This is a genomic window from Inquilinus limosus DSM 16000, assembly GCF_000423185.1.
In the GTDB taxonomy this organism is placed as follows: Bacteria; Pseudomonadota; Alphaproteobacteria; order DSM-16000; family Inquilinaceae; genus Inquilinus; species Inquilinus limosus.
On the sequence record NZ_AUHM01000006.1, the window covers coordinates 365,356 to 389,760 of the forward strand.

Genomic DNA, 24,405 nt, shown 5'->3' on the forward strand with positions numbered 1-24,405 from the left:
GGGCGGCGCCGGCCCGTGCTCGGCATCCTGACCGGCCTCGCCAGGGAGGCGGAGATCGCGCGGCGGATCTCGCCGCTCGTCGCCTGCTCGGCCAGCGATCCGGCCCGGGCCGACGCTCTGGCGCGCGATCTGATCGGCCGGGGCGCCACCATCCTGCTCAGCTTCGGCATCGGCGGCGGGCTGGCGCCCGAGCTGTCGACGGGACGGCTGGTGATCGGCACTGCCGTCCGGACCGGCTCGGTGGCTTATCCCTGCGACGAGGATCTGGCGGTCCGGCTGGGGGTGGTCCTGCCCGATGCCCTGCGCGGGAACGTCTGGGGCGGCGACATCATCGTCGACACCGCCGCGGCCAAGGCGCGGCTGCACCGCGACAGCGGCGCCGTCATCGTCGATCTGGAGAGCGCCGCGGTCGCGATCGCCGCGGCGGAGGCGGGGCTGCCCTTCGGCGTGCTGCGCGCCGTGGCCGACCCGGCGGGGCACGGCCTGCCGCCGGCGGCGCTGGTCGGCCTCGATGCCGAGGGCCGGCCGGCGATCGGGCCGGTGCTGCGGGCCTTGGCCCGCAGCCCGGGTCAGCTTCCCGCGCTGATCCGCCTGGGCCGGCAGAGCGGCGCGGCGATGAAGGCGCTACTTGCCGCCGCCGGCCGCCTTGGCGACCTTGGGAGTGTGGCGTAGCTTCTCCAGCGCCTTCTGGACATGGGAGGAGAACACGTACTCGGCCGGGCGCTGCCGGTCGAGCGGGATCTCCGGCGCCATCGGCCCGTCGGTGCGGATGCCGCGCAGGCCGACCAGGAAGGCCTTCAGCGGGTTGCGGAACATGTCCTTCACCGCGCTGGCCTCATAGCCGGAATGGACCATGCAGTCGGCGCACTTCTCATAGTTGCCGGTGCCGTACTTGTCCCAGTCCGTCTCCTCCATCAGCTCCTTGAAGCTCTGGGCGTAGCCTTCGCCGAGGAGGTAGCAGGGACGCTGCCAGCCGAAATAGGTGCGGGTCGGGTTGCCCCAGGGGGTGCAGTGGTACTGCTGGTTGCCGGCCAGGAAGTCGAGAAACATCGTCGACTGGCTGAACGACCAGCGCCGGCCCTTGTCGCCGCGCCTGAAGATCTCGCGGAACAGCTGCTTCGTCGTCTGGCGGGTCAGGAAGTGCTGCTGGTCCGGCGCGCGCTCATAGGCGTAGCCGGGCGACACCGTAATGGCGTCGACGCCCATCGCCTTGACGTCGTCGAAGAACCTCGCGACGCGCTCCGGATCGGCGTTGTTGAACAGCGTGCAGTTGATGTTGACGCGGAAGCCGCGATCCTTGGCCGCCTTGATCGCCTTGACCGCGCGGTCGTAGACGCCGGTCTGGCACACCGACCGGTCGTGGTCCTCGCGGTCGCCGTCGAGATGGACGGACCAGATGAAGTAGGGATTCGGCTTGTACTGATCGAGCTTCTTCTCCATCAGCAGCGCGTTGGTGCACAGGTAGACGTATTTCTTGCGGGCGATGATGCCCTGCACCACCTCCGCCATCTCCTTGTGCAGCAGCGGCTCGCCGCCGGCGATCGAGACCACCGGCGCGCCGCAATCGTCCACCGCCTGCAGGCACTCGGCGACTGACAGGCGCTGGTTCAGGATCTCGTCCGGGTAGTCGATCTTGCCGCATCCGGCGCAGGCCAGGTTGCAGCGGAACAGCGGTTCCAGCATGAGCACCATCGGGTACCGCTTGGTCCCCATCAGATGGTTCTTCAGGAGGTAAGCGCCGATACGGATCTGCTGTTGAAGCGGGATACCCATGGGACCTTCACGTGACTGTCGGCCGAAAACCGAGCCAAACGGTGCTTGCTACTCGGCTGGCACCGGCGCGGTCAATTGGGAGGGAAGGCGGAAGCGGATATTCTCATCGACGCCCTGCAGGGTCGAGACCTCGACCTCGCCATAACGTCGCAGGGCCTCGACCAGCTCCTGCACCAGGCTGTCGGGGGCGGAGGCGCCGGCGGTGATGCCGACCGCCTGCTTGCCCTCGAGCCAGGTCGGGTCCAGCGCCGAGGCGTCGTCGATCAGGTAGCTCGGCACGCCGAGCTCGGCCCCGATCTCGCGCAGCCGGTTCGAGTTCGAGCTGTTCTTGGCGCCGACGACAAGGATGACGTCGACGACCTGCGCCAGCTCCCGCACCGCGCGCTGGCGATTCTGGGTGGCGTAGCAGATGTCCTTGGTGTCCGGGCCGACGATGGCCGGGAACCTGGCCTTCAGCGCATCGATCACCGCCTTGGTGTCGTCGACGCTGAGCGTGGTCTGGGTGATGTAGGACACGCGCTCCGGATCCGGCACTTCGAGCGTCGCGACGTCCTCCACCGTCGAGATCAGGGTGACGCCGCCCGGGATCTGGCCGGTGGTGCCCTCGACCTCGGCATGGCCGGCATGGCCGATCAGGATGACCGTACGGTCCTGGGCCGCGTATTTGCGCCCCTCGATATGCACCTTCGACACCAGCGGGCAGGTCGCGTCGATCACCTGCAGGCCGCGCTGCTCCGCATCCTCCTCGACCGATCGGGCGACACCATGCGCGCTGAAGATCGTGATGCTGCCCGGCGGCACCTCGTCCAGCTCGTCGACGAATTTCGCGCCCTTCGCCCGCAGGCTCTCGACCACGTGCCGGTTGTGCACGATCTCGTGCCGCACATAGACGGGAGGGCCAAAAATCTCCAACGCCCGCTCGACGATCTCGATCGCCCGCTCGACGCCGGCGCAAAAGCCTCGCGGCTGGGCCAAGATGATCCGCATTCCGCACCTTTGTTCTGGCTGAGCGCTGGCGGTCGCCAGAGTGAATCACTCTCAATTTGGACCATACAACGCGACAACTTTGCGTGTCACTAAGGTGACCGCAGTGATCTGTGTCACAACAGGTTCCTGATATTTATCAAATTGTATGCATCGGCGGATATGCTTGCCCGCCCGAGGATTTCCGCAGCCCGGTCGTGCGGAACCTCTCGGCAAAGGGACGGGTTGAAGCCATCATGGGGAGACCACGCCGCGTCGCGGAGCCGAACGGCGACGACCCAATGTTCCGAATCGGAAGAGACATCATGCGCTCGCCTGCCTTTCACCGCCTTGTCCTGACCCTGGCGCTGCTGCTGCCGTTGCCTTTCGTCACGACGGCCGCGTCCGCGGCCGAGCCGCGCCAGGTCGTCGAGACGCTCGACGCCGCCCTTCTCGACGTCATGAAGAACGCCGATTCGCTGGGCTTCCGCGGGCGTTACCAGAAGCTCGAGCCGGTGCTCGACCGGGTGTTCAATCTGCCTTTGATGGCGCGCATCGCCGTCGGCCCGGACTGGTCGACGCTGAACGCGAGCCAGCAGCAGAAGGTGACGGACGCCTTCCGCCGCTTCAGCATCACCACCTACGCCGCCCGCTTCGACGGCTACGGCGGCGAAAGCTTCCAGGCCGAGAACGCCAAGCCGGTCAGTGGCGGCGACCAGGTGGTCAACACCACGCTGGTGCGGCCCAGCGGGGCCCCGGTGCTGCTGAACTACCGGCTGCGGGCTGCCGGTGGGAACTGGCAGATCATCGACGTCTATCTGAACGGCACGATCAGCCAGCTCGCCAACTACCGGTCCGAGTTCGGCGCGACCCTGCGCAACGGCGGCGGCGACGCGCTGATCAAGCTGATCGAAGGCAAGATCGCCGAGCTGACGCCGCGCCGGTAGTCACGGGACGGCCGGCGGAGGCATCGCCACCGCCGGCCGGCCGATCTCAGGGAATATCCGGCAGCTGCGACTCCGGGATGTCGCCAGCGGCCCCTGGGGTCGGCGCGGCGGCGCCGGCCGGACCGGCCGCGGCGGGGTCGGTATAGAGATCGCCGCCCGACGGAGCTTGGCCGCCGCTGAGTTCGGCCTGCCGGTACTGCCGGAACACGCTGCGCAGCGTCGCGTAATAGTCGACCGAGTTGCGCTCCAGCTCGTCCGTGGCGTCGACCGTGCGCGACCGCACGTCGACACCCCTGAACACGAACATGCCGACGCTGGCCTCGGTCGGGATGTCGACGATGTAGCCCCACGGGCTGCTGACCGTGTCGACCGCGAAGCCGACCGTGTCGCGGGGGTTGGAAGGGCCGAGCAGGGGCAGCATCAGGTACGGGCCTTCGCCGATCCCCCACTTGTACAGGGTCGCGCCGAAGTCGCCGGCCTGCTGCCGGACCACGCCGCGCGGCGTGGCCACGTCGAAGAAGCCGCCGAGGCCGAAGGTCGAGTTCGCCATGAAGCGCAGCAGCGTCTTGATCGCGGCGATCGGTTCGCCCTGCAGCACCTTGTTCAGGAAGATCACCGGCTCGCCGAAGTTCTGCAGCGCGTTGTGCAGGCCGTCGCGGGCGAATTCGGGCACGACGTCGCGATAGGCGAGCGCCACCGGGCGGATCGCATTCTTGTCGACGGCCTGGTTGAAGTCGAAGATCGCCCGGTTCATCGGCTCGAGCGGATCGTTGATCCGGTCGAACTCGGCCCGCTGCGCCGGGTCGGTCGGCGGCGTGGCGCATCCGCTCAGTGCGGTGGCGGCGAGAAGCGCAGCCATGCCGAGGGCGAGAGGGCGAAAGGATCCACGTGAGCGCAACGGCATGTCCGGTCCGATCCGTAAAACCGAAAGTCTGTGATCTTGGCCCGCCGGAGATCGGCGGCTTGGCACGTTCCCGGCACGGTTGGGTTCGATCCGAACCGCGGCGGAGAAGAAAGTCAGAATGCGAACATTATCCTGCGGCCTGTGCGGCAACAACCACCTGACGAAAAACTTTGTTCCCCTTCCGTCAGGCCGCATCGTATTGGGCGCCGGACCCGGGCGCCGACCGGGGCCGCACCGTTGCGGCCGGGTGAGACTAGCCGCATCCGGCCGGACCGTCACCGATCCTGAGCCGGACGCTCCGTGAAGCCTGCTTCACGATCGGGCCGGATGACGGCGCTGCAATGGCGCAGGCGGGCCGAGCAATGCCGGCATGAACACCAGCACGGCGAACAGGGTGAACAGCAGCTCGATCGTCAGCAGCTCGCCCATGCCCGCCGTGCCGGGATGGGGCGACAGCCACAGGGCGCCGAAGGCCGAGCCGGTGGTGAGCGCGCTGAACACGACGGCGCGGGTGGTGCTGGACTGCAGCGGCTCGCCGCGCCTGGCGCGCCAGTTCACCACGAAATAGATGTCGAAAGCGACGCCGACGCCGAGCAGCAGCGGCAGGGCGATGATGTTGGCGAAGTTGATCGGCAGGCCGATGACGACGGTGGCGGCCAGGGTCAGCAGCCCGGCCAGAAGCAGCGGCACCAGCGCCATCACGACGTCGATCAGCCGGCGCAGGGTGACGGCCAGCAGCACTGCGATCATGATCGTCGCCAGGATGCCGGCGGTGATGAAGGCGCCGACGATGGTGCGGCTCGATTCCTGGATCGTCACCGCGGTGCCGGTGGCGTGCGGCGCCACCTTGCGGACGGCGTCGACGAAGCGCTCCATCACCGTGTTGTCGGTGGCGTCGCCGGACGGGAACACCTGCAGCCTGGCCTGGCCGCTCGGGGCGACCCAGCTCTCCCGCAGCTCCTGCGGCAGGTCGGCCTGGGTCACCGGCTGGGCCGAAAGCATCAACCGCAGCCGGTCCAGCGTCGCCGGCAGCGATGCCAGCAGCGCCTCGCTCACCCGCGCCAGGGTCGCGGCATCGGCCTTGGACAGCCGCTCCAGCCCGTCCGCGAGGCGGCGCTCGGGGCTGTCCGGTTCGGGCGCGATCTGGCGCAGCGTCGCCGCGGTTCGGGCGGCCGCGGCGCGCACCGCGTCGTCCGGCGGCGGGTTCTCGGTTTCCGGCACGTCCAGGGTCGGGCCGACCAGCAGGGCGAGGTCGGACAGGATCGCCAGCTTCGCCTCCTGGTCCGTCGGCACGAAGCTGTTCAGCGACAGCACGGTGCCGACCTCCGGCAGCGCCTCCAGCTTCGGCGTCAGCGCTGCCGCCTCCTCCACCGAGGAAGTCAGGATCTCGATGGTGTTCGCGGTGGTCAGCGGATCGCGCATCAGCTCAAGCATGGTCGAGACCGACTCGGTGCGCGGATCCATCAGGTTCAGCGGATTGAAATCGAAGCTCAGGCGCGGCATCAGTGCCAGCGCCCCCAGCGCCAGCACCCCGGCGCCGGCCAGCACCCAGCGCCGGCGCACCAGCAGGAAGCGGTCGACGGGCGCCAGCGCCTTCCAGCCGACCTCCTCCCGCTCGGCCCGGACCGGCAGCACCGCGAGCAGGGCCGGCAGCAGGGTCAGGTTCAGCGCCACCGCGATCAGCATGCCGGCGCCGGCGACCAGCCCGAGCTCGGATACGCCGCGATAGGCGGTCGGCAGGAAGGCGAAGAAGCCGCTGGCGGCGGCCAGCGCGGCCAGCACCAGGGCGCCGCCCATCCGGCGGATGGCGGCGGCGGTGGCCGTCTGGATACCGGGGGTCGTGACGCGTTTGGCCCGCACCGCGACGCAGAGCTGGACGCCGAAATCGACGGCGATGCCGACGAACAGGACGGCGAAGGCGACCGAGATCAGGTTCAGGGCGCCCACGGTCAGCGCCGCGAAGGCGGCGGTCACCAGGAGGCCGACCAGCATCGTGATCATGATCGCCCCGGTCATGGTGAGCGAGCGCAGGCCGAGCAGCAGCAGGCCCAGGACCAGGATGACCGAGAGCGTGGTCGACAGGCCGATGCCCTCGCTGACCGTGGAAAACTGGTCGTCGTTCAGCGGGATGTTGCCGGTCTGCCGCACCCGGACGCCGTAGTCCGGGGTCAGGTGCAGCCGCTCCGCCGTTGCGCGGACGAAGTCGGTGGCCTTCTTCCCGGGCTCGAGCGCGCCGTAGTCCAGCACCGGCTGGGCCAGCACGAAACGGCGCAGGGCCCGCGGCGACGGCGGGGCGGAGGACAGGAGCGACTGCCAGGACAGCGGCTGTACGACGTGGTCGGAAGCCAGGTTGGCGTCGATCGTCGCCGCCATCCGGGTGAAGGCCGGCTGCATCCGCGACCGCTCCGCCTGGCCGGTCTGCACCCCCTGCAGGGCCAGGTCGACCACGCCGAGCAGCCCGCGCAGGCTCGGATCGGCGGCGAGGCCGCCGAGCAGCGGCTGGGCGGCGATGACGTCCTCCGCCGTCTGGCGCAGCTCGTCCACGGAGAGGAACAGGATGCCGTTGCGGTCGAAGTACGGACCGCCGTCCGGCCGGCGGACGCTCTTGAACAGCGACGGCTCCGCCGCCAGCGCCGTGGCCAGCTGCGCCGCCGCGGAGTCCGCCAGCTCCGGCGTCTGACCGTCGACGACGATCGCCAGCACATCGATGTTCTGCGGAAAGGCGCGGTCCAACGCGGCATTGTCCTGCTGCCACGGCAGGTTCGGGTCGAGCAGCGCGTCGGTATCGGTGTTGATCGACAGGTATCGGGTCACCGCCAGCACGGCGCAGACCGACAGGACCACGGCGGCGCCGATCACCCACAGGGCACGGCGCTGGCAGAAGGCGCCGAGACGGATCAGGGCGACGGTCAGGGACGGATTGGGATCAGAAGCCACGCGGTCCGCTTTGCGATGTTGAAGGATCGGCAGGCGGGCGGTGTTTTAGCCTGCTTCACCGATGGGAGAAAGCCATCCGATGCTTCGGGGCGATTTCAGGGTGCAGGGACCTGGCGGGGCCCGATGAGGCGGGCGAGCCCCAGCCAGGCGAGCGCCGCCGTCGCGATCGTGGCCATCAGCAGCCAGGGATCGGCGCCGGTGATCCGCAGCGCCCAGGGGATCAGCGCCGTGGTCCCGGCCAGGCCGACGAAGGTGGTCAGGAAGGCATAGCCGGCCTGGGCCATGTAGTGCAGCTCCGGCCGGATCCGCGTGCGGATCACGGTCTGGGCCACCAGATAGGCGCCGCCGAAGGTCATGGCGTGGCCGAACTGGCTGAGGATGATCAGGGGCAGCGGCGGGTCGAGCGCCAGCAGCAGCCAGCGGCCGATCGCGACGAGGCAGCAGGCGGCGAGCAGCGCCGCGGGCGGGACCCGCTCCAGCCGCCGCGCGGCATAGCGGTAGACCAGGACCTCGGCGGCCACGGCGGCGCCCCAGACGAGGCCGGTGCTGCCCTTGTCCACGCCGTGGTCGATCCACCAGATCGTGCCGAAGGAGTAGTAGAAGGCATGCGACGCCTGCAGCAGCAGGGCCGGAATCAGAAGCGGCGCCGCCACCGCCAGCGCCGCGGCGGCGGCGCGCGGGTCGAGGCGCGGCGCCGGCGGCTGCCAGGACGGACCGAGCACCGACAGGGACAGGCAGATCAGCAGCCCGGCGGTGATATAGGGCAGCAGCCCGACGCCGTCCGGCAGCACCAGCAGCGCGCCCATGCCGACATTGCCGACCAGGAAGGCGAAGGACCCCCAGGCCCGCATCCGGCCGTAGCCATGGCTGCCGCGCAGCGCCACGGTGTTGGCGAAGCTCTCGATCAGCGGGATCGAACCGTAGACGAGACCGACCGCCAGCACCGACAGCAAGCCGGCGGCGCCGGGATCGCCGATCAGCGCCGCCGCGATCAGCACCGCCCCGGCGGCCAGGGCGGCGCCGGCGGACAGGCCGCCGGCCGGCAGCAGCAGGGTCGCGATCATGCCGAAGCCGAGAATGCAGACGGCGCGCAGAGCGAAGCCGGCGGCCACGGTCCAGCCGACGGCGTCGGCGGCGAGGCCGCTGGCCGCCAGCCACACCGGCAGGTAGGGGGTCAGGATACCGCTGACCCCGTAATGCGCCGACAGGGCGGCGATCGCGCGCAGCCGGCCGTGGTCCGGCCGTGCTTCGGCCTCGCCCGTTGCGCCGTCGCTCAAGGCCGTCCCGTCACAGCCGAACGACGGTGCCGGTGCGGCGTGAGCGTTCGGCGGCGAAGGCCATGAAGTGACTGTCCAGCGATTCCTCCAGCGAGGTCAGGGCGACATTCACCTGGCTGCGGCCGCGGCGCTGGACCTGCCGGCCCAGGAACTCCGCCATCAGCCGGTCGTCGCCGCCGCCATGGCCGCTGTCCTCGGGCACGGTCAGGCGGATCGTGGTGACGTCGTCGGTGCGGAAGTCGATCACCGTGATCTCGTTCTTCTCCAGATGCCCGGCGATCTCGCCATGGGTGCCCATCAGATGCAACGTCCGGGTGTTCTCGGCGGTGAAGGCGCTGACGTTCAGCGTGGCGCTGACGCCGTTGGCGAAGCGCATCGCCACCACCTGGTTGTCGACCACGTCGTTGTCGCAGCGGTAAACGCAGCGGCCGTAGGGGCCTTCGCGCAGCGCCTCGCGGATGCCGTCCGGCGAGGTGTCGAGGCTCAGCACCTTGTGCGGCCAAGCGTCGGCCGGCTTGAACTTCTCGAGATAGATGCGCTGGGCGGAATAGGGGCAGACGCGCTCGACCTTGCAGCCCTCGTCGCAGCGGTCGGTCGATCCGTCGGGCGCATTCTCGCGCCGGAAATGGGCCAGCGACCCGTAGGAGGAGACCTCGAGGCAGGGCGCCCCGGCCAGCCAGCGGATGATGTCCAGGTCGTGGCACGTCTTGGCCAGGATCAGCGGGCTGGACTCCTCCTCGCGCCGCCAGTTGCCGCGCACGAAGCTGTGGGCGAAGTGCCAGTAGCCGATATGCTCGGTCTGGCGCAGCGTCACCAGCCGGCCGATCACGCCGCGGTCCAGGATCTCCTTGATGCGCGAGAAGAAGGCGGTATAGCGCAGCACATGGGCGATGGTGACGTCTGCCCCGGTCTCCCGCGCCGCCTCTGCCAGGATGCGCGTCTCCTCCTCGGTCGGCGAGATCGGCTTCTCCAGCAGGATGCCGAGGCCGCGGCGGATCGCGGCCAGCGCCGGCTCCAGATGCAGCGCGTCCGGGGTGGTGATCAGCACCGCATCCAGCTCCGTTTCCCGCTCCAGCAGGTCGCGCCAGTCGGCATAGAGGTGCTCCGAGCCGAGACCGTGCCGGGCGGCGGCGTCCTGCAGCCGGTCGGCCCGCGGGTCGGCGATGGCGACGATCCGGGCCATGTCGGGCCGGCGGCGGATATAGTCGCCATAGGCCTCGATGCCGCGGTTGCCGGCGCCGATCACACCGACGCGGATCTGCTGGGATTTCAGGGATTTGGACATCGGTCTTGGCTTTCAGGCTCGAACGATGGAGGTGGGAGGCTAGCCCTTCACCGCGCCGGCGACGAGGCCGCGGGTGAAGTGTTTCTGGACCAGGGCGAACAGGATCGCGGCGGGCAGGGTGGTGACCACGCCGGCGGCCATCAGGCTGTCCCAGCGGATCACGTTCTCGCCGACGAAGCGGGTCAGGGCCAGGGTGACCGGCCATTTGCCGTCGTCGGTCAGCATCACCAGCGGGAAGATCAGGTCGCTCCAGGCATGGATGAAGGTGTAGATCGCGGTCATCGCCAGGCCCGGCCGCACCACCGGCAGGATGATATGCCACAGGCTCTTCAGGCGTGAGCAGCCGTCGACCATCGCCGCTTCCTCCAGCTCGCGCGGGATGCCCAGCAGGAAGCCGTGCAGCAGCCAGATCGCGATCGGCGTGGCCAAAGCGGTGTCGCACAGGATCACCGACAGGTGGGTGTCCAGCAGCCCGGCCGCGATCATGGCCTCATAGAGCGGGATGACGATGACGACCGGCGACAGCATCTGTGTCGCCAGCACCAGGAACAGCAGCGTGGTCCGGCCGGTGAAGCGGAACCGCGCCAGGCCGTAGGCGCCGAGGAATCCGAAGCTGGTGGAGATCGCGGCGGTCGCCCCGGCGATGATCAGGCTGTTGCCCAGCGCCTCGATCACCCGGTACTGGCCGAACAAAGCGCGGGCGTAGTTGCCGAGGTCCAGGCTGGTCGGCAGGAACTCCGGCGGCCAGACGTAGAGCCGCTCGTAAGGGGTGAAGGAGGTCTTCACCATCACCCAGACCGGCAACAGAAGGAAGCCCAGCAGCAGGATCAGGGCTCCGTGCCGTCCGGCTTCGGGCAGGAGGCGCCGGGCCGTCATTCCTCGCCTCCCTTCAGCACGCGCCAGTACAGCAGCGAGACGGCCATCAGGATGGCGAAGACCACCACGGCCATGGCGGAGGAGGTGCCGAAGTCGAAGCTGCCGAAGGCGGTCTCGTAGATCTGGATCGGCAGGGTGGCGGTGGCGCCGGCCGGACCGCCCTTGGTCAGCGGCCAGATCACCTGGAAGGAGTTGAAGGTCCAGACCGTCGACAGCAGCACGCAGGTCATCAGCACCGGCCGCAGCAGCGGCAGGGTGATGCGGCGGAAGATCTGGACCGGGCGGGCGCCGTCGATCCGCGCCGCCTCGATAGTGTCGTCGGGGATGCGCTGCAGCCCGGCCATCAGCGTCACCACCATGAAGGGGATGCCGAGCCAGGCGTCGACCACCACGGTGGCGATGAAGGCCGTGGTCTCCTGGCCCAAGAAGGAGATCGGCTCGCGGATCGCGCCGGTGACCAGCAGCGCGGCATTGATCCAGCCGGACTGGCCGTCCAGCACCCAGCGCCAGGAGACGGCGGCGATCACGGCCGGCGTCACCCAGGGCAGGAGCAGCAGCGCCAGATAGACCTTGCGGCCGGGGAAGGGGCGGTGCAGCAGCAACGCCCCGCCCAGGCCGACCAGCAGCTTCACCCCCACCGAGCAGGCGGTCCAGATGACCGTCAGCTGCAGCGTCCGCAGGAAGGCCGGCTCCTGCACCAGCGCCAGGAAGTTCTCGGCGCCGATGAAGTCGTTGCCCTCCCAGGGCGCGGTCAGCACCACATGGTGCACCGACTGCCAGAAGATGCGCAGCACCGGCAGGCCGAGCAATGCGATGATCAGCAGCAGCGGCAGCACCAGGTAGGGCCAGGGCGCCTTGTCCGGCGACCAGGGCCGGGCGCGGGGCGCCCGGCGCGGCACGGTGGTGGTGAGCGCGACCACGGGCTCAGGCGCGCGGTTCGATGCGGGCCTTGCGGATCTTCTCCGCCGCCGCGTCCAGCGCCTCCTGCGGCGTCGCCTTGCCCAGGATCGCCGACTGCACCGCCTCGACCAGGATCTTCTCGAAGGGCTGCCAAGCCTTCGGCGTCGGCTGGGCGAAGCCGTTCGCCTTCATGGTGATGAAGGTCTGCCAGAACGGTGTCTTGAAGGTGTCGAGCTGCTCTTCCTCCGCCAGCAGCGGCACCAGCCCGCGCTGGTCGTCCCATTTGGCGTGGACGTCGGGCTGCAGCAGATAGGCGACGAACTTGCCTGCCGCCTCGGGATGCTGGCTCTTGGCCGAGATGGCGAGGCTGTCGGAGACCTGCTCGCCCTTGCACACCTTGCCGCAGGGCAGCGGGGCGACGGCGTAGGGCGCGGTCTTGTTGTCGGGGTCGAGCCCCATGATCGACCGGCCCCAAGGGCCGCTGACCATCATCGCGATCTTGCCCTGGGCGAACAGCGGCGGGTGCTGCTCGCGGTTCAGCTCCAGCGGGTTGGGCACGATCTTGTCCTTCTGAAACAGGTCGACATAGAACTGCAGCGCGCCCACCGCCTCCGGGCTGTTGAGCTTCGTTTCGCCTGAGGAATCAAAGGCTTCGCCACCGTTCTGGTAGACGAAGTTCAGGAACTGGCTGACCAGGGTGACATGGGCGGCCGCCGAGGTGGCGTAGCCGTACATGCCGGGGTTCTTCTCCATCACCGCCTTGGCGGTCGCCACCAGCTCGTCCCACGTCTTGGGCGGGGTCGGGATCAGGTCGGTGCGGTAGTAGAGGGCCTGGGTCGAGAACGCCATCGGCACGGCCATCTGCTTGCCGCCGAACTGCGCCGCGGCTCGCAGCGTCTCCGGGATCCGCGCCAGCGTCGCGGCGTCGACCAGGCCGTCGACCGGCTGGATCGCGCCCATCATCGAGAATTCGGCGACGTTGCGGGTGCCGATATAGACGACGTCGGCGGCGCGGCCGGCGATGAAGTCGGTCGACAGCTTCTGGAACGCCTCGTCCCAGCCCACGCCCTCGACCTTCACCTTGATGTCGGGATTCTTCGCCTCGAAATCGGCGATGAAGGCGGGCAGGGTCTTCTGGCTGACCTCGTCGCTGGCGCCGGGGATGAAGAAGCGGATCTCGGTGGTCTCGGCCAGGGCCGGGCCGGCGAGGCCGGCTGCCAGGGCAAGGATGCCCAAGAAAGAGGTAAGGGGGCTCGGCCCGAGCCGCATGCTGCGCAGGTTCATGTTAGCCTCCCGTGGCTGGCTGGTGTTGCTTGGCGACGCCCCGATCCCCGGCAAGGGATCAGGGCGGGCGTCTCATTCCGCCTCGGCGCAGCAGCAGGTCCAGCGCCAGGCCGACCGCGCCGCGCAGATAGCCGTCGCCCTCGTCGGGGCTGATGACGAGGCCGGTGCGGCATTCGTCGAAATTGTAGCCATGGGCGCGGAAGCTCTCGTTCAGCGCCTTCAGCAGGTAGATGTTCAGCGCCGGCTGCGGCGCCCGGAACACGATCGCCTCCAGGTCGAACAGGTTGGCCACCTGGGCCAGGGCCTGGCCGATCCAGCGGCCGGCGCAGTCGAAGATCTCGATCGCCTCCGGATCGCCCTGCGACGCGATCTGCGCCAGCACCGCGATGTCGTCGGACAGGCCGCGCTTCAGCGCCTGGCGCGAGATGGCGGAGAGCGAGGCGAGCGAGGCCAGGCAGCCGCATTTGCCGCAGCGGCAGGCGGCGCCGGAATAGGGGGCCAGCGACAGATGGCCGATCTCGCCGGCCTGGCCCTTGCCGCGATAGACGTCGCCGTTGATCGAGATGCCGGAGCCGATCTCGTTCTGCAGGCTGACCACGGCGTAGTTCTCATAGGCCCGGGCCAGGCCCAGCATGCGCTCGGCCACGACGATGGCGTTGGACGGGGTCTCGGCCGCGACGCCGATGCCGAAGGCGTCCTGCAGCGCCGCGGTCAGGCGCTGGCCGGCGCCGGCCATCTCGGCCCGGCGCGGTCCGACCTCGCCCAGCACCACGCCGCCGGCGGCGAGGGTGTCCCAGCCCGGACCGCCCTTGCGGCGGAGGCGGTCCAGCGCGTCGACCAGCGGCGACGGGTCGTCATTGGCCGGGGCGGGCAGGGGGATCGGGCTCTGCTTCGGCGCGCCGGCCAGGTCGGCGATGACGAGCTGCGCCGCGTCGGCGCCGAGATGCAGGCCCAGCAGGGTGCCGTAATCCGGGTTGAGGTCCAGCATCACTCGGGGCCGGCCGCCGCCGGATGCCTTGGCGCCGGTCTCGCGCAAGAGGCCGTGGCCAATCAGGCTGCGGACCAGGGGAGTCACGGCCGAGGCGCTGAGCCCGAGCTCTCGCGCCGCCTCGATCCGGCTGGCGCCGCCGCGGCGATGGATCAGGCGCAGCAGCTCCGAGGCGTCGCCCCAGCGCCCGCGCAGATCCAGCTCTCCCGTGTCTCGCGCCATCCTGCCCCCGCTGCGCGGCCCTTCGTTTGCGAGGGCAGCGCCTTATGGGACTCATATTTCAGGACGTCGAGGCGGGCAAGCCGTATAATTTCTGTTTCAGAAATAAGTCTGGACTTACCGGAACAGCGTCCGCACCAGCGCCGCCGCGATCCGTTCCAACTGGGCCGGGTCCTGGTAGACCCGCTCCATCACCGCCAGGCCGCGAGTGAAGGTGACGACCAGCTCCGCCGCCTCGTCCGGCGTCACCGCCAGCCGGGCGCGGGAGGCATCGGTCGACAGCGCGGCCAGGACGATGCGGCGCAGCTCGTCCAGCATGCCGCGCAGCCGCGCCTGCAGCCGTGGATCCTCAAGGGCCACGGCCTCCGTCGCCGTCCTGGTGCTCAGGCAACCGCGCGGCGGCGAGCCGCTGGTCATGCTGGCGATGGCGGCGTCGAACAGGGCCTGCAGCGCCTGCTGCGGATCGGACGTCGACTCCAAGGCCCTGCGCGCGCCGGCCAGAAAGCGGCCGATATAGGCGTCGAAGGCCAGCAGGAAGATCTCCTCCTTGCCGCCATAGGCGTTGTAGAGCGAGCCGCGCAGCACACCGGTCGCCTGCGCGATGTCCTGCATGGTGGCGGCGCTCAGGCCCTTGCGCCGGAACACCTCCAGCGCCTCGGCCAGCACCGCTGCCTCGTCGAACCGCCTCACACCGGCCATGGCCGCTCCGGATCATTCTTGACGGGGTTGTCAAACTTGACGCCGATGTCAAAGATAGCGGCTCGATTCCCTCATGCCCAGGCCGCGAACAGACGATGCCCGACACCCTCACCCTCTACGAGCTGGCCGGCGCCGATGCCGCGCTGCGCTTCAGTCCACATTGCTGGAAGACCCGCATGGCGCTGGCCCATAAGGGGCTGGAGGCGGACCGCGTGCCCTGGCGCTTCACCGAGAAGGAAGCGATCGCCTTCTCCGGCCAGGGGCTGGTGCCGGTGCTGGTGCATGACGGCGAGACGGTCTGCGATTCCTGGCGCATCGCGCTGCATCTGGAAGAGCGCTTCCCCGACCGGCCGTCGCTGTTCGGCGGCGCCGCTTCCGTGCCGCTGGCGCGCTTCGTCAACAGCTGGGCGGACACCGCGCTGCTGCCGGCCATCGTCCGAGTCATCCTGACGGACATCCCCAACTGCCTGGACGAGCGCGATCGCGAGTACTTCCGGACGTCGCGCGAGCAGCGCTTCGGACAGCGGCTGGAAGAGGTGGTGGCCGACCGGCCGGCCCATATGGCGGCGCTGAAGCAGGCGCTGGCGCCGCTGCGCAAGGCGCTGGCGCAGGATCCGTTCCTCTCCGGGCCGCAGCCCGCCTACGCCGATTACTGCGTGTTCGGCATGTTCATGTGGGCCCGCTGCACCAGCCCGGTCGAGTTGTTGCAGCCGGACGACCCGGTCTTCGCCTGGCGCGACCGGCTGCTCGACGCCTTCGGCGGCATGGCCCGGTCGGCACCCTGCGCTCAAGGCTGAACCTCCAGCCGCCAGACCGCGCACTCGGTGCCGTAGTGCCGGCGCAGGCCGAGGCTGCGCATGCCGAGCCGCTGCATCACCCGGATTGAGGCGGCGTTGCCGGGATCGGCCACGCCGTAGAGGCAGGGCGCGTCGAGGGTGGTGAAGGCGAAATCGGCCATCGCCCGCGCCGCCTCGGTCGCCAGCCCCCGGCCCCAATGATCTGGCCGCAGCCGCCAGCCGATCTCCAGCGGCTGGGCCGGGTCGTTCTCGATGTGCTGGATGCAGCCGGCGCCGACCACCTCGTCCGTTCCGGCCAACAGGATCGCCCACCAGGAGAAGCCCTGGGAGGCCCAGCGCGCCTGGACCCGGGCGATGCCGGTGCGGACGTCCTCGGCGCTGTCGGTGACGCCGCCGACATAGCGCATCACCGCCGGGTCCGAGTTCAGCGCCAGCAGTCCGTCGAAGTGCCGCTCCGCATAGGGCTCGAGCCGCAGGCGGGGCGTGTGCAGGATGGTCATTCCGACTCGAAGGCTTGGTGGAACTCCACTGATCCTCTCGGCACCTCGGCGCCGAAGGGCAGGACCAGGAAGTGTTCGGGCGGGATGCCCGGCGAGCGGAGGCGCGGATCGGCGGCGAAGCCGAAGCGGTTGTAGTAACCGGCCGCGCCGGCCAGGACGCAGCCCTGGGCTCGGAGGGCGCGCAGACGGTCGAGACCGGCGCGGATCAGAGCCTGGCCGATGCCCCGGCCCTGCCGGTCGGGACGGACGGCGACGGGGCCGAGCCCATACCAGTCCCGGAACACGCCATCGATGGTGACGGGCGAGAAGGCGACCTGGCCGAGGATCTCGCCGTCCTCCTCGGCGACGAGCGCCAGGGTCAGGGCGCCGGCCCGGCGCAGGGCGTCGAGGATCGCCGGCTCGCGCCCGTCGCTGTACGGGCGGTCGCGGAAGGCGTCCCCGACGAGCCGCAGCACCGCCGCATCGTCTTCGGGCCGCTGGTCCCTGATCATCTCGCGCCTCCGCTGATCGGTCGCGGACCAGACCACGGATGGCGGGAGAGCGCAACGGGCGCGGCTCTGCGGATGTCCGGCGGGCCGGTTCGGGACTATGCTGGACGCGGCGATCTCTGCCGAACCGGGGTGGAGGATGGTCATGGCCGCCGGATCCGATGCGTGGCGGGCGGGGCAGAGCTACGAGCAGTATATGGGCCGCTGGAGCCGGCGGGTCGCGGCGAGGTTCGTCGCCCGGCTGGCGCTGCCGCGGGACGCGGACTGGCTGGAGATCGGCTGCGGCACCGGGGCCCTGACCGCGACCGTCCTGGCCGACGCCGCGCCGCGGTCGATCCTGGCGATCGATCCGTCGGCCGACTTCGTCGCCCATGCCCGCTCGACGATCGACGACCCGCGTGTCCGCTTCGCGGTAGCGGACGCCCGGAGCCTGCCCGCGGCGGAGGCGAGCGTCGACGTCGTCGCCTCGGCCCTGGTGCTGAACTTCATCCCGGATCGGCCGGCGGCCCTGGCCGAGATGCGGCGGGTGCTGCGGCCGGACGGGCTGCTGGCCTTCTACGTCTGGGACTATCCCGGCGGCGGGATGGGCTTCATCGACGTCTTCTGGAAGGCGGTCGCCGAGCTGGGGCTGCAGAGCGGCGCCCCGGACGAGGGCCAGCGGTTCCCGTTCTGCACCCGGGAAGGGCTGGCCGCGCTGTGCCGCGAGGCGGGCTTCGGATCGGTAACGGTCGAGCCGATCGAGATCGAGACCGTCTTCCCGGATTTCGAGGCGTTCTGGCAGCCCTTCACGCTCGGCGCGGGGCCGGCGCCGAGCTACTGCGTTGGCCTGTCCGAAGATCATCGTGCCGCCCTGAAGGCGCAGCTGGCCGGGATGCTCGGGACCGACGGCCCCGTCCGTCTCGGCGCGCGGGCCTGGGCCGTCACGGCCCGGTCCGCTCGAAGCGCATGATCCAGTTGGTCTCCCAGCTCTCGCCGCCATCGGTGGAGAAGGCCTGCTCCCAGCGCGCCGATTGCCCGGTGATCTCCGACCAGATGAAGCGCACCCGGATCGGCGTGCCCTCCCAGACGTCGTCGGCGAAGAAGGTGCCCACGCCGTCCTCGAAGCGGCCGCGCAGCGGCGCCTCGTCCATGTGCAGGCTGCGGCCGTCGAACCACCAGATCGACCAGAGCTTCGTTTCCACGTCGAACAGGCGCAGCGTGGCGGCGCGATAGGGGCCGGACGGTAGCTCGATGACGTTGTCGTCGATCGTGCCGAGGCCGCCGATCAGCGGGCGCATCTCCGAGGCGCCGGCGAACTCGTCCCAATGGGTGTCGCCGGCCAGGCGCCGGCGCAGCCGGCGGTGCGACACCCGCCAGCGGCCGAACAGGGGCCCGAAGTCGTCGCGGCCGTCGCGCGGCGAGTCGGGGACGCTCGGGTCGGTGCCGGGGGCGGGCTTGGCGAACAGCGCGGGCATCGGTCTCTCCAGGGTGAAATGGCGATGAGACGGATGCTGCCGGCGTCCGACTGACACCCGCTGTCAGGATTTCGGCTATGCTCGCTTCATGCGCGCCAACCGCCTGCTGTCGATCCTGCTGCTGCTGCAGTCCCGCGGCCGGATAACCGCGCAGGCGCTGGCGGCGGAGTTCGAGGTCTCGGTGCGCACCATCTATCGCGACATCGACGAGCTCTCCGCCGCCGGCGTACCGGTCTATGCCGATCGCGGGCCGGGCGGCGGCTTCGCGCTGCTGGACGGCTACCGCACCCGGCTGACCGGGCTGACCGCCGGCGAGGCCGAGACCCTGCTGCTGGCCGGGCTGCCCGGGCCGGCGGCCGATCTCGGCCTGGCGGAGCCGCTGGCCACGGCGCGGCTGAAGCTGCTGGCGGCGGTGCCCGCGGCGGCGGGGGAGGGGGCGGCCCGGGTCGGCGACCGCTTCCACCTCGACCCGGTCGACTGGTATCGGCGAGCCGAGCCGCCCCTGCACCTGCCGGCGATCGCGCGGGCGGTGTGGGGCCAGCGGCGGCTGGTGATCCGCTACGAGAGCTGGTCGGCCATGGTGCGGCGCACGGTCGACCCGCTCGGCCTCGTGCTCAAAGCCGGCGCCTGGTACCTGATGGCCCGGATCGGGGCGGACATCCGCACCTACAAGGTCGCCAAGGTGCTGGACCTCGACATCCTGCCCGACACCTTCGACTACCCTGCCGGCTTCGATCTGGCGGCACAGTGGCGGGAGTCGCTGCAGCGCTTCGCGCAGGAGCTGCGCCGGGGCGAGGCGGTGCTGCGCGTGTCGCCGGAGGCGCTGCCGCTGCTCGACCGGCTCGGCGCCGATGCGGCGGATGCGATCCGGCAGGCGCAGCCGGATGCGGCCGGCTTGCGGCAGGCGTCGGTGCCGATCGAGGGCGTCGGCCATGCCGCCCGGCTGCTGCTCGGCTTCACCGACACGATCGAGGTGCTGGACCCGCCGGAGCTGCGCCAAGCCCTGGTGGAGGGCGCGCGGCGGGTGGCGGCGCTGTATCGAGATTAGCGTCAGCCCCCCGTCCCCGTCTTCGCGGTGGCCTCGGCGCCGGTCAGGGTGGCGAGCTCGGCGGCGTCGAGCGTCTCCTTCTCCAAGAGGCGCCTGGCGGTGCGGTCGAGCAGGGCGCGGCGCTCGGTCAGCAGGGCGACGCTGCGGTCGAAGGCGGCGTCGACGATCCGCCGCACCTCGGCGTCGACCGCGGACGCGGTCTCGTCCGAGAAGTCGCGCTCGCGCGGCCCGTCGGTCAGCGGGTTGGGGCTGAGGAAGGAGCGCTGGTCCTTCTCCAGAGCGACGTGGCCCAGCGTCTTCGACATGCCGTAGCGGGTGACCATGGCGCGGGCGATGTCGGTGACCTTGGCCAGGTCGTCGGCGGCGCCGGTGGAGAGATGGCGGAACACGATCCACTCCGCCGCCCGGCCGCCCAGCAGCACCGCCATCTTGGTCTCGAGCTCCGCCTGCGTCATCAGGAAGCGATCCTCGGTCGGGCGCTGGATGGTGTAGCCGAGGGCGCCGACCCCGCGCGGGATGATCGAGACCTTGTGCACCGCATCGGTGCCGGGCAGGGCCATGGCGACCAGGGCATGGCCCATCTCATGATAGGCGACGATCTCCCGCTCGCGCGGATTGAGCAGCCGGTTGCGCTTCTCGAGACCGGCGACGATCCGCTCCACCGCATTGCTGAAGTCCTCCATCGTCACCGCCTCGGCGCCGCGCCGGGTCGCCAGCAGCGTCGCCTCGTTGACCAGGTTGGCGAGGTCGGCGCCGGTGAAGCCGGGGGTCAGCCCGGCGATCTTCTCCGGATCCACATCCGGCGCCAGCTTCGCCTTGCGCAGATGCACCTTCAGGATCTGGATGCGGCCCAGCCTGTCGGGGCGGTCGACCAGGACCTGCCGGTCGAAGCGGCCGGCGCGGAGGAGGGCGGGGTCCAGGATCTCCGGCCGGTTGGTGGCGGCCAGCAGCACCAGGCCGGTCGAGGAGTCGAAGCCGTCGAGCTCGGCCAGCAGCTGGTTCAGCGTCTGCTCCTTCTCGTCATGGCCGCCGCCGAAGGGGCCGATGCCGCGGGCGCGGCCCAGCGCGTCGAGCTCGTCGATGAAGATGATCGCCGGGGCCCGGCCCCGGGCCTGCTCGAACAGGTCGCGCACCCGGGCCGCGCCGACGCCGACGAACATCTCGACGAATTCCGAGCCGGAGATCGAGAAGAACGGCACCTTGGCCTCGCCGGCCACCGCCTTGGCCAGCAGGGTCTTGCCGGTGCCGGGCGGGCCGACCAGCAGCACGCCCTTGGGCATGCGCCCGCCGAGCCTGCCGTATTCCTTCGGGTCCTTGAGGAAGGTGACGATCTCCTGCAGCTCGGCCTTCGCCTCGTCGACCCCGGCGACGTCGTCGAAATGGACGCCGGTGTCGGCCTCGACATAGATCTTGGCCTTGCTGCGGCCGATCTGCATCAGCCCGCCGCCCATGCCGCCCATGCGGCGCAGGAGGAAGCCCCACAGGCCGAAGAACAGCAGCACCGGCAGGACCCAGGACAGCAGGTCGCGCAGGAAGGTGCTCTCGACCTGGCCGGTGAAGCGCACGCCGTAGCGCTGCAGCTCCTCGGCGAAGTTCGGGTCGACCCGGGTGGTGACGAACCGGTCCTGGCCGCTCTCCAGAGGCTGCTTCAGCGTGCCCTGGATGTAGCGGTCGGAGACGGCGACCTCGGCCACCCTGCCGTCTCGCAGATACTGCTCGAACTCGCTGTAGGGAATCGGCGCGACCTGCTGCCCGGTGGTGATCAGGTACTGCAGCAGCAGGATGCCGAAGAACGCGGCGATCCAGTACCAGATGTGGAACCGGGTCTTGGTGTTCTTCCGTGGCATCTGTGGCATCGGCGGCGTCTCCCGCGGGCTCACGCCTGTAGAACACTCCCGCGGCCCCGAATGGTCCGTCAGGGCGGCGGGATCGTTGAACAATCGAAGGCCGCGGCCTAGGGTGCCGCGGTCGTGCGGCGGTTCCGCCGCGACCGTCATCCCGGAAGGTTTCCCATGGACAAGCGCGGCCTGCGGAAGGGGCTGACCAGCTACGGCGACGCCGGATTCTCGCTGTTCCTGCGCAAGGCCTTCATCAAGGCCATGGGCTATTCCGACGACGCGCTGGACCGCCCGATCATCGGCATCGTCGACACCCGCAGCGACTTCAACCCCTGCCACGGCAACGTGCCGGCGCTGGTCGAGGCGGTGAAGCGCGGGGTGATGCTGGCCGGCGGCATGCCGATGGCGTTCCCGACCATCTCGATCCACGAGTCCTTCGCCCATCCGACCAGCATGTTCCTGCGCAACCTGATGGCGATGGACACGGAGGAGATGATCCGCGCCCAGCCGATGGATGCGGTGGTGCTGATCGGCGGCTGCGACAAGACCCTGCCGGCCCAGATGATGGCCGCGGCCAGCGCCGACCTGCCGGCGATCGTGCTGCCGACCGGGCCGATGGTGGTCGGCCATCACCGGGGCGAGGTGCTCGGCGCCTGCACCGACTGCCGGCGGCTGTGGGGCCGCCACCGGGCCGGCGAGATCGACGAGCAGGAGATCGAGGCGGTGAACGGCCGCCTGGCGCCGTCGGTCGGCACCTGCATGGTGATGGGCACCGCCAGCACCATGGCGATCCTGGCCGAGACGCTGGGCCTGTCGCTGCCCGGCGCCGCCGCGATTCCGGCGACGCATGCCGACCGCATCCGCTGCGCCGAGGCCACGGGGCAGGCGGCGGCGCGGCTGGCGGTGTCCGGCGGGCCGCGCCCGTCCGAGATCCTGCGGCCCGGCGCCTTCCGCAACGCCCTGGTGGCGCTGCAGGCGGTGGGCGGATCGACCAACGGTCTCGTCCATCTCGCCGCCATCGCCGGCCGGGTCGGCCAGGCTATCGACTATGCCGAGTTCGACCGGATCGGGCGCGAGACGCCGGTGCTGGTCGATCTCAAGCCCTCCGGTGCGCATTACATGGAGCATTTCCACCATGCCGGCGGCGTGCCGCATCTGCTGGCGGAACTGCGCGACCTCTTGGACCCGACCGTGCCGACCGTGGCCGGCGTCCCGCTGGCCGAGACGCTGCCGAAAGCGGGCGAATGGCGGGACGAGACCGTGATCCGGCCGCGCGCCAACCCGCTGAAGGCCCAGGGCGCGATGGCGGTGCTGCAGGGCAATCTCTGCCCCCGCGGTGCGGTGATCAAGCAGTCGGCGGCGACGCCTTCCCTGCTGCAGCACACGGGCCGGGCGGTGGTGTTCGAGTCGGTCGAGGACATGGCGGCGCGGATCGACGACCCGGAGCTCGACGTCGCGGCCGAGGACGTGCTGGTGCTGCGCAGCGCCGGGCCGAAGGGCGCGCCCGGCATGCCGGAGGCCGGCTACCTGCCGATCCCGCGCAAGCTGGCGCAGCAGGGGGTGAAGGACATGGTCCGCCTGTCCGACGCGCGGATGAGCGGCACCGCCTTCGGCACCATCGTGCTGCACATCGCGCCGGAATCCGCGGCCGGCGGGCCGCTGGCCCTGGTGCGGACCGGCGACCGCATCCGGCTCGACGTCGCCGGCCGGCGCCTCGACCTGCTGGTCGACGAGGCTGAGCTGGCCCGCCGTGCGGCCGAGGCGCCGCCGCCGAAGCCGGCGCCGGACCGCGGCTATGCCCGGCTGTTCCACGACAGCGTGCTGCAGGCCGACGAGGGCTGCGACTTCGACTTCCTGGTGCCGGGCCGCAAGGCCGGCTGAGCCGACCGACGGAGGACTTCCCCCATGCCGAGACTGACCGGCGTCATCGCCGCCGCCGCCACGCCGCTGCGCGACGACCTCTCGATCGACCACGGAAGGCTGGTGGCGCATTGCCGTTGGCTGCTGGGCGACGGCGGCTGCGACGGGGTCAACCTGCTCGGCACCACCGGCGAGGCGACCTCCTTCTCGGTCGAGCAGCGCTTGGCGGCGATGCGGGCCGTGGCCGAAGCTGGCCTGCCTATGGACCGCTTCATGGTCGGCACCGGCGCCTCGGCGCTGGAGGATGCGGTGCGGCTGACCCTGGCGGCGAAGGCGTTCGGCTTCGCCGGGGTGCTGCTGCTGCCGCCCTTCTACTACAAGGGCATCGATGACGAGAGCCTGGCGGCTTACGTCGACACGGTGATCGGGCAGGTGGGGGCCGAGGGGCTGGGCCTCTACCTCTACCACATCCCGCAGAACACAGGCGTGCCGTGGCCGATCGAGGTGGTGGCGCGGCTGGCGGAGCGGCATCCGGGCACACTCCTGGGGTTGAAGGATTCCTCCGGCGACATCGCCTATTCGACCGAGCTGGCGAAGCGGGTGCCGGGCATCGCGGTGTTCCCCAGCTCCGAGGCCACGCTGGGCCTGGCGAAGGAGCGCGGCTTCGCCGGCTGCATCTCGGCCACCACCAACGTCACCGGCCCGCTGGCGCGGACCGCCTTCCACCAAGCCGGCAGCCCGGAGGCGGAGCAGGCGGTCGCCGCCGCCGGGGCGGTGCGCGCGGCACTGAGCACGGTCACGCTGGTGGCGGCGGTGAAGGACACGCTGGCCGAGATCCACGGCGACCCGGCCTGGCGCCGGACCCATCCGCCGCTGCGCCCCCTGACCGAGGCGGAGCGGGAGACGCTGCGCGAGGCGCTGGCGAAGACGGAGTATCCGCGGCTGTTCGGGCGGTGAGGCGGGGAGGGGGCTTTTTCATCCTCTCGGCCGTCATTCCCGGTACGGTTGTCGCGTGACCTCTCCCGCCTGGCGGGAGAGGTCGGGCTCGCGGAGCGAGACCGGGTGAGGGCCGGCCCTGGCCTCGACACACTTCCCTTGTCTGATGAGGTTTGTGAGAAGCTGAGCCCAGGCGGGGGACCCGGACCCCCAGCCTGGGCCGCCGAGACCGTACACAGCCCTAGGGATTGCCGCCCGAGGGTGAGCTGGGTCCGGCGGCCTCAGCGGCCGCGACCGCCTCGACCACCGCCTTGGCCGCCTGCTCCCGCCGCCGGCGGCGGCGCTCCAGCGCCCCCGACTCCTCGCCCTCGGCCCGGCGGTGCAGGTAGTCGCCGCGGATCCGCTCGGCCATCGCGATCGACAGCCGGATCG

Annotated in this window: 23 protein-coding genes; 7 read left to right on the top strand and 16 right to left on the bottom strand. The window is 70.5% G+C overall.

Annotated elements, in window-relative coordinates; genetic code table 11:
• Nucleotides 1–15 precede the first annotated feature (15 nt).
• A complete protein-coding gene (locus tag G537_RS37380) occupies nt 16–672 on the top strand; it encodes a phosphorylase family protein (protein WP_051248286.1) in 657 nt (218 codons plus the stop codon).
• Here G537_RS37380 and hpnH read toward each other — a convergent pair.
• Both hpnH and ispH read right to left on the bottom strand, forming a co-directional pair.
• The gene (gene hpnH, locus G537_RS0110850; protein ID WP_026870147.1) at nt 625–1,773 is read right to left on the bottom strand and encodes an adenosyl-hopene transferase HpnH; all 1,149 of its coding nucleotides are present in this window, start codon (nt 1,771–1,773) and stop codon (nt 625–627) included. The two genes, G537_RS37380 and hpnH, sit on opposite strands and share 48 nt — an antisense overlap.
• A 48-nt stretch (nt 1,774–1,821) precedes the next feature.
• Nucleotides 1,822–2,760, bottom strand: a complete 939-nt coding sequence (ispH, locus tag G537_RS0110855; protein WP_026870148.1) for a 4-hydroxy-3-methylbut-2-enyl diphosphate reductase — start codon at nt 2,758–2,760, stop codon at nt 1,822–1,824.
• A 302-nt stretch (nt 2,761–3,062) separates the two neighbouring features.
• On the opposite strand from ispH, the gene G537_RS37385 reads away from it, so the two are divergent.
• Nucleotides 3,063–3,683: an ABC transporter substrate-binding protein gene (locus tag G537_RS37385; RefSeq protein ID WP_051248287.1), complete on the top strand. Its 621-nt coding sequence runs from the start codon at nt 3,063–3,065 to the stop codon at nt 3,681–3,683.
• A 46-nt stretch (nt 3,684–3,729) separates the two neighbouring features.
• Here G537_RS37385 and G537_RS37390 read toward each other — a convergent pair whose 3' ends face one another.
• The 9 genes from G537_RS37390 to G537_RS0110905 all read right to left on the bottom strand — a co-directional run bounded on the left by G537_RS37390 (nt 3,730) and on the right by G537_RS0110905 (nt 15,052).
• Nucleotides 3,730–4,542: an MlaA family lipoprotein gene (locus tag G537_RS37390; protein WP_051248288.1), complete on the bottom strand. Its 813-nt coding sequence runs from the start codon at nt 4,540–4,542 to the stop codon at nt 3,730–3,732.
• A 357-nt stretch (nt 4,543–4,899) separates the two neighbouring features.
• Nucleotides 4,900–7,524, bottom strand: a complete 2,625-nt coding sequence (locus tag G537_RS0110870) for an MMPL family transporter (RefSeq protein WP_026870149.1) — start codon at nt 7,522–7,524, stop codon at nt 4,900–4,902.
• 95 nt (nt 7,525–7,619) lie between these two features.
• Nucleotides 7,620–8,801 carry an MFS transporter gene (locus G537_RS0110875; RefSeq protein WP_026870150.1) on the bottom strand — a complete coding sequence of 394 codons (1,182 nt, stop codon included), beginning with the start codon at nt 8,799–8,801 and terminating at the stop codon, nt 7,620–7,622.
• A 10-nt stretch (nt 8,802–8,811) separates the two neighbouring features.
• Nucleotides 8,812–10,086, bottom strand: a complete 1,275-nt coding sequence (locus G537_RS0110880) for a Gfo/Idh/MocA family protein (protein WP_034851257.1) — start codon at nt 10,084–10,086, stop codon at nt 8,812–8,814.
• A 39-nt stretch (nt 10,087–10,125) separates the two neighbouring features.
• On the bottom strand, nt 10,126–10,962 hold the full coding sequence (locus tag G537_RS0110885) for a carbohydrate ABC transporter permease (protein ID WP_051248289.1): 837 nt from the start codon (nt 10,960–10,962) through the stop codon (nt 10,126–10,128).
• On the bottom strand, nt 10,959–11,882 hold the full coding sequence (locus tag G537_RS37395) for a carbohydrate ABC transporter permease (RefSeq protein WP_051248290.1): 924 nt from the start codon (nt 11,880–11,882) through the stop codon (nt 10,959–10,961). Before G537_RS37395 ends, G537_RS0110885 begins: the two co-directional genes overlap by 4 nt.
• Before the next feature lie 4 nt (nt 11,883–11,886).
• A complete protein-coding gene (locus tag G537_RS0110895; protein ID WP_026870153.1) occupies nt 11,887–13,146 on the bottom strand; it encodes an ABC transporter substrate-binding protein in 1,260 nt (419 codons plus the stop codon).
• 58 nt (nt 13,147–13,204) lie between these two features.
• Nucleotides 13,205–14,356, bottom strand: coding sequence for an ROK family transcriptional regulator (locus tag G537_RS0110900; RefSeq protein ID WP_026870154.1), 1,152 nt, complete (start codon nt 14,354–14,356; stop codon nt 13,205–13,207).
• A gap of 114 nt (nt 14,357–14,470) precedes the next feature.
• Nucleotides 14,471–15,052, bottom strand: coding sequence for a TetR/AcrR family transcriptional regulator (locus tag G537_RS0110905; protein WP_026870155.1), 582 nt, complete (start codon nt 15,050–15,052; stop codon nt 14,471–14,473).
• A 95-nt stretch (nt 15,053–15,147) separates the two neighbouring features.
• Between G537_RS0110905 and G537_RS0110910 the strand changes: the two genes are divergently transcribed.
• The gene (locus G537_RS0110910) at nt 15,148–15,849 is read left to right on the top strand and encodes a glutathione S-transferase family protein (RefSeq protein WP_026870156.1); all 702 of its coding nucleotides are present in this window, start codon (nt 15,148–15,150) and stop codon (nt 15,847–15,849) included.
• Here the strand turns inward: G537_RS0110910 and G537_RS0110915 are convergent.
• Together G537_RS0110915 and G537_RS0110920 are read right to left on the bottom strand one after the other, a co-directional pair.
• The gene (locus G537_RS0110915; RefSeq protein WP_026870157.1) at nt 15,840–16,349 is read right to left on the bottom strand and encodes a GNAT family N-acetyltransferase; all 510 of its coding nucleotides are present in this window, start codon (nt 16,347–16,349) and stop codon (nt 15,840–15,842) included. The genes G537_RS0110910 and G537_RS0110915 overlap by 10 nt on opposite strands.
• Nucleotides 16,346–16,840: a GNAT family N-acetyltransferase gene (locus tag G537_RS0110920; protein ID WP_026870158.1), complete on the bottom strand. Its 495-nt coding sequence runs from the start codon at nt 16,838–16,840 to the stop codon at nt 16,346–16,348. Before G537_RS0110920 ends, G537_RS0110915 begins: the two co-directional genes overlap by 4 nt.
• 142 nt (nt 16,841–16,982) lie before the next feature.
• On the opposite strand from G537_RS0110920, the gene G537_RS0110925 reads away from it, so the two are divergent.
• The gene (locus G537_RS0110925) at nt 16,983–17,786 is read left to right on the top strand and encodes a class I SAM-dependent methyltransferase (protein WP_211230351.1); all 804 of its coding nucleotides are present in this window, start codon (nt 16,983–16,985) and stop codon (nt 17,784–17,786) included.
• Here G537_RS0110925 and G537_RS0110930 read toward each other — a convergent pair.
• Complete coding sequence (locus G537_RS0110930; RefSeq protein WP_051248291.1) at nt 17,758–18,291, bottom strand: hypothetical protein; 534 nt, start codon at nt 18,289–18,291, stop codon at nt 17,758–17,760. The genes G537_RS0110925 and G537_RS0110930 overlap by 29 nt on opposite strands.
• An 88-nt stretch (nt 18,292–18,379) precedes the next feature.
• On the opposite strand from G537_RS0110930, the gene G537_RS0110935 reads away from it, so the two are divergent.
• Nucleotides 18,380–19,339 (top strand): helix-turn-helix transcriptional regulator, encoded by a 960-nt coding sequence (locus G537_RS0110935; protein ID WP_026870161.1) that lies wholly within the window; start codon nt 18,380–18,382, stop codon nt 19,337–19,339.
• A gap of 2 nt (nt 19,340–19,341) precedes the next feature.
• On the opposite strand, the gene ftsH is transcribed toward G537_RS0110935, so the two are convergent.
• The gene (gene ftsH / locus G537_RS0110940) at nt 19,342–21,195 is read right to left on the bottom strand and encodes an ATP-dependent zinc metalloprotease FtsH (protein ID WP_425402285.1); all 1,854 of its coding nucleotides are present in this window, start codon (nt 21,193–21,195) and stop codon (nt 19,342–19,344) included.
• Nucleotides 21,196–21,351: 156 nt separating this feature from the next.
• Here ftsH and G537_RS0110945 point away from each other — a divergent pair, with 156 nt between their 5' ends.
• A complete protein-coding gene (locus G537_RS0110945; protein WP_026870163.1) occupies nt 21,352–23,058 on the top strand; it encodes an IlvD/Edd family dehydratase in 1,707 nt (568 codons plus the stop codon).
• Nucleotides 23,059–23,082: 24 nt separating this feature from the next.
• Entirely contained in the window at nt 23,083–23,994 is a 912-nt protein-coding gene (locus G537_RS0110950; protein WP_026870164.1) for a dihydrodipicolinate synthase family protein, read from the top strand.
• A gap of 220 nt (nt 23,995–24,214) precedes the next feature.
• Here the strand turns inward: G537_RS0110950 and G537_RS0110955 are convergent.
• Nucleotides 24,215–24,405, bottom strand: a 191-nt coding sequence (locus G537_RS0110955) for a hypothetical protein (protein ID WP_026870165.1), incomplete at its 5' end; no start/stop codon positions are given.